Annotated in this window: 5 protein-coding genes; 3 read left to right on the top strand and 2 right to left on the bottom strand. The window is 62.0% G+C overall.

The genetic code is table 11. The features are described 5' to 3' along the window. The coding region (locus L0H65_RS14850) for an acyl-CoA thioesterase (protein WP_301459825.1) at positions 1 to 415 on the bottom strand (415 nt) is incomplete at its 3' end. Positions 416 to 545: 130 nt separating this feature from the next. Here L0H65_RS14850 and L0H65_RS14845 point away from each other — a divergent pair. Genes L0H65_RS14845 through yaaA form a run of 3 tightly spaced genes read left to right on the top strand, consistent with a single transcriptional unit; the run spans position 546 to position 3,698 of the window. Further along, complete coding sequence (locus tag L0H65_RS14845; RefSeq protein ID WP_301459824.1) at positions 546 to 833, top strand: YggT family protein; 288 nt, start codon at positions 546 to 548, stop codon at positions 831 to 833. A gap of 6 nt (positions 834 to 839) precedes the next feature. Beyond that, entirely contained in the window at positions 840 to 2,885 is a 2,046-nt protein-coding gene (gene recQ / locus L0H65_RS14840) for a DNA helicase RecQ (protein ID WP_301459823.1), read from the top strand. A gap of 39 nt (positions 2,886 to 2,924) precedes the next feature. Next, positions 2,925 to 3,698, top strand: a complete 774-nt coding sequence (gene yaaA / locus L0H65_RS14835; protein WP_301459822.1) for a peroxide stress protein YaaA — start codon at positions 2,925 to 2,927, stop codon at positions 3,696 to 3,698. 90 nt (positions 3,699 to 3,788) lie between these two features. On the opposite strand, the gene L0H65_RS14830 is transcribed toward yaaA, so the two are convergent. Then, positions 3,789 to 4,716, bottom strand: a 928-nt coding sequence (locus L0H65_RS14830; protein ID WP_301459821.1) for a penicillin-binding transpeptidase domain-containing protein, incomplete at its 5' end; no start/stop codon positions are given.

Raw genomic sequence — 4,716 nt, 5'->3', positions numbered from 1 at the left:
GAACGATGCCTTCCTTGGACGTGACCGCGGACCGCAGCAGCATATGGCTGGTACACTCGCCGTCCTTCCACATGCTTTGTTCCATATAGATGAAACGCTGATCCCAACCGATGCAACGGCTCACCATCTCCACCCGGTCAAACATCCTGACCCGGCGACGATAGCGCGTGCTGTTGCCGGCAACCGTCATGCCCCAGCGATTGCGCTTGAGTACGCCATGCAACCCTGTGCGCTGACCCAACGGGAGGCGACCGAGATCATAGAGTGTCAGCGTGCGGCCATTGTTCAGCTCCCACCACGGGTCGATATCTTGCGGCCAGCAGCGGTGATGGCTGATATGGGCACCAAGGATCGGCAGGGCGGGGGAATTCCGGAATTTCCACAACTCCTTGAACATGCGCAGATAGGGATACATCGGTCAGGCTCCTTTTGCCGGTGGGATGCAGCAGGCCTGCGGTCACGTCAAGCGGAACGCTGCGGAAACGGTTGTACTTTGGGGGCGCGCGCAGTAGCTATCTACCATCCCTAGTGGCCGGAGCCTCTGAATGACCTCTTTGTTCCAAATCCTGATGCTTTTGCTGCAAATTGCCCAATTCATCATCTTCGCCCATATCATCATGAGCTGGCTGATCAATTTTCAGGTCTTGAACCTGCGACAACCGCTGGTCTCGCAACTCTGGTACGGGCTGAATCGCACGTTGGAGCCGATCTACAGCCGGGTTCGCGCATTTTTGCCGCAAGGGCTCGGGCTTGATTTAGCGCCGCTGGTTGTGCTGCTCGTGGTTTACGGCTTGCGCATCATCCTGACCAACAACGCCGCCGCGTTTTACTGATCCGCAATGCCCGCACCCGCCGATCTTCTGTCTTCCGTCTTCGGCTTTTCCGAGTTTCGTCCCGGTCAGGCCGAAATTGTGGATGCCGTTCTCGCGGGGCAGAACACTTTGGCGATCATGCCGACGGGTGGCGGCAAATCGTTGTGTTTCCAACTTCCTGCACTATGCCGCGAAGGCGTAACGGTCGTCGTCTCGCCGTTGATTGCCCTGATGCGCGATCAGGTCCGCGCCTTGCGGGCGGCAGGGGTGGAGGCGGGCGCGCTGACCTCCGGTAACACCGAGGAAGAAACCGAAGCGGTGTTTGCAGCACTGGACGCGGGCCGCCTGAAACTCCTGTATCTCGCGCCGGAACGGCTCGCCTCGGGTGCTGCGGTGCAGATGCTGCGCCGGGTCGGTGTTTCTGCAATCGCGGTGGATGAGGCGCATTGCGTCTCACAATGGGGCCATGATTTCCGCCCCGACTACTTGCGCATCGGTGAATTGCGCCGCACGCTGGATGTCCCCTTGGCCGCCTTCACCGCTACCGCCGATGAAGAAACCCGCGCCGAAATTGTGGAACGGTTGTTCGACGGCAAATCTCCGTCAACCTTCTTGCGCGGCTTTGATCGCCCGAATATTCACCTCGCCTTTGCGGTCAAGGACAACCCGCGCAAACAGATCCTCGCCTTCGCCGCCGCGCGCAAAGGCCAATCCGGCATTGTCTATTGCGGCACGCGGGCGAAAACCGAAACATTGGCGCAGGGCTTGCGCGAGGCGGGCCACCCCGCCACCGCCTATCACGGCGGTATGGACGCCGAAGATCGCCGCGCCACCGAGGCGCGCTTCCAGCGTGAGGATGGGCTGATCGTTGTCGCGACCGTGGCCTTCGGGATGGGTATCGACAAGCCCGACATCCGTTGGGTCGCCCATGCCGACCTGCCCAAAAGCATCGAAAGCTATTATCAGGAAATCGGCCGTTCGGGGCGGGACTCTGCCCCCGCCGAAACTCTTACGCTTTATGGCCCTGATGATATCCGCCTGCGCCGGTCCCAGATCGACGAAGGCTTGGCCCCGCCAGAACGCAAAGATGCAGACCACGCGCGGCTCAACGCACTTCTGGGATTGGCCGAAGCGACCGGCTGTCGTCGTAAGGTGCTGCTCGGCTATTTCGGCGAAACCTCCAGCGATTGCGGGAATTGCGACCTGTGTGACCGCCCAGCGTTGGTGTTTGACGCCACTGAATCCGTGCGCAAGGCGCTTTCCGCAATCCTTCGCACCGGCGAATCCTTCGGCGCGGGGCATCTGATTGACATTCTGACCGGCAATGCCACCGAAAAGGTGCGCCAGCGGGGCCATGATGCGTTGCCCACTTTCGCGGTTGGCAAAGACCTGTCGAAACCCGCCTGGGGCGCTGTGTTTCGACAGATGATGGGCCGCGACCTTGTGCGCCCCGATACCGAACGCCATGGCGCGCTGCGCATGACCGACGCCGCGCGCCCCATTCTGCGCGGCGAGGAAAGCATCACCCTGCGCAAGGACACCATTGACGGCGCAACCTCGCGCCCCGCCGTCAAAACCCTGGTCGCGGATGAAGACGCACCGCTGCTCTCGGCGTTGAAAGCGAAACGTCGCGCCCTGGCCGAGGCGGCCCGCGTCCCCGCCTATGTGGTTTTCCCCGACCGCACCCTGATCGAAATGGCTGAAAAACGCCCCAGCGATCTTGATGGGATGGCGCGGATCAACGGCGTCGGCGCGAAAAAACTCGAAAGCTATGGCTCGGCCTTTCTCGCGGTGATCACCGGGGCTGAAGCCGGCCCGCTGCAACCGCAGCGAATGCGCCTTGCGGGCCGCAACGCCGGTGCGATCTTTGACCGATTGGCAGAAGTGCAGGTGCAACTGCAACGCGGCCCGAATGGCATCGACAAGCCAATGTCCTGCACGCAAACCACCCTGCGCCATATCGCCGAAAAACGCCCCGCATCACTGGCCGAGATTGACCGCATCCCCGGTATGGGTGGCCCGAAAACCGACAGGTTCGGTGCGGCGTTCCTCGCCGTCATTGCGGGGGAATAGCCCAGTGTCGACCCCCGCCAAAACCTTGGATTGTCCCGCATGCTGACCGTAATCTCCCCCGCCAAGCGCCTAGATGACGCCGCAACCCTGCCCAATGGGTTCTCTGCGACACAGCCGATTTTTGGCGATGATGCGGCGACGCTGGCCGCTGTGGCGCGGAAACTCTCCGCCAGCAAATTGCGTAAGCTGATGGATATTTCCGAACCGCTCGCCAAGCTGAATGTCAGCCGTTTTGCCACGTTCGACGCTGCGGAAACCAAACCCGCCGCGCTGTTTTTCGCAGGCGATACCTATGCCGGGCTAGAGGCGAAGACGCTTGATCCCGACGCGCTGGCCTGGGCGCAAACCCATCTGCGCATCCTTTCGGGCCTTTACGGATTGCTGCGCCCGCTGGATGAGATCAAAGCCTACCGGCTTGAGATGGGAAGCAAGTTGAAAAACCGCCGAGGGCCAGACCTTTACGCCTATTGGCGCCGCCAAATTGCGCCGGCCCTGAACGAGATCGCCGGTGATACCAGCGCCCGCGCTTTGATCAACTGCGCGTCCATCGAGTATTTTGGTGCGGTGGATACATCAAAGCTGGCCGTTCCCGTCATCACCCCGACCTTCCTCGAAGAAAAGAACGGTGAGGCCAAAATCATCAGCTTCTTCGCCAAAAAGGCCCGCGGTGCCATGGCTCGCTTCATCGCGGAAAACCATCTGATCAACCCTGAAAGCCTGAAAGATTTTCGCAGTGGCGGCTATGTCTTTCAACCCGCCCGCTCCACCCCGGAAAACCCGGTTTTCATGCGTCCAGCCCCGAACGCGCCGTGATGTCCGCCTGATTTCATCTTGGAAAAAATACCTTCGGGGGTTCACTTTGCCACTTGCAAAGTGATTTGGGGGCAGAAGGCCCCCGCCGCGTCAGCGTAGCCGCACCTGCACCCGTGCTGATTGACCCTTGCCGTCGATCACTGACAGCACCACAAACCCCGGTCCCGGCAGGCGCACTACCGCGTCCCGCCCGCGCTGTGCTACCGCGACCGGGCGCCCATCGGCAAGCCAGGTAAACGGGCCGACCCCGCCGCGCACCCGCAGCAGCAAACCCTCCGGCATCAACTCCACCTCCGCCCCGTCGGGGGGGAAGGCAACTGCGGGCGGATCAACCACCTGAAACGCGGCCTGGCGTGACCGGAACTGGCGCAAAGGTTGCGGCAAGGCGGCATTCGCCACCATCAAGGTTGCAGGTGGCGGCGGTGCCAGAGGCGCCAGCTTGCGGGTCAGCCGCCCGAAAGCCTGAAACAGGATCGGTGCGGCCAGTTCACCGCCAAAGGCCCCCGGAACCGGGGTGCCGTCGGCGCGACCCATCCAGACGCCAATCACATGCGCACCGTCAAAGCCGATCGCCCAGGCATCGCGGTTGCCATAGCTGGTCCCGGTCTTATAGGCCAATCCATTGATCGGTGCGCCCAACGGCGGCGCGAGCCCGGACAGGATATCCGCGACCTGCCACGCCGAAACCGCAGACAACACCCGCTCCCCCGGCTTCACTTCTCCCGTCACATGCAGCGGCAATACCACGCCACCGCGCGCGATCGCGGCGTAAAGCTGCACCAGATCTTCCAGCGTTACGCCCAAACCACCCAGCGCAATCGCAAGGCCCGGCTGACCCCCCGGTATTTTCGCCTCCACCCCGGCCCGGCGCATAGCCGCCAGCAGTTTCGCCGGGCCAAGCGCGTTGGTCAGTGCCACCACCGGCAGATTGAGCGAAAGCTGCAATGCCTCGCGCACCCGGATCATGCCGCGAAACATCTTGTCGAAATTCTGCGGCGCATAGCCGTTGAAATCCATC

This window comes from Pseudorhodobacter sp., assembly GCF_030452865.1.
GTDB lineage: Bacteria > Pseudomonadota > Alphaproteobacteria > Rhodobacterales > Rhodobacteraceae > Pseudorhodobacter.
The sequence above is the reverse complement of the archived record's forward strand: the minus strand, read 5'-3'. Positions and strand labels throughout refer to the sequence as shown.

Bases quoted from the DNA above. Each gene is read 5' to 3' on its own strand.
- recQ (WP_301459823.1), top strand. From the start codon at position 840: ATGCCCGCACCCGCCGATCTTCTGTCTTCCGTCTTCGGCTTTTCCGAG.
- yaaA (WP_301459822.1), top strand. From the start codon at position 2,925: ATGCTGACCGTAATCTCCCCCGCCAAGCGCCTAGATGACGCCGCAACC.
- L0H65_RS14845 (WP_301459824.1), top strand. From the start codon at position 546: ATGACCTCTTTGTTCCAAATCCTGATGCTTTTGCTGCAAATTGCCCAA.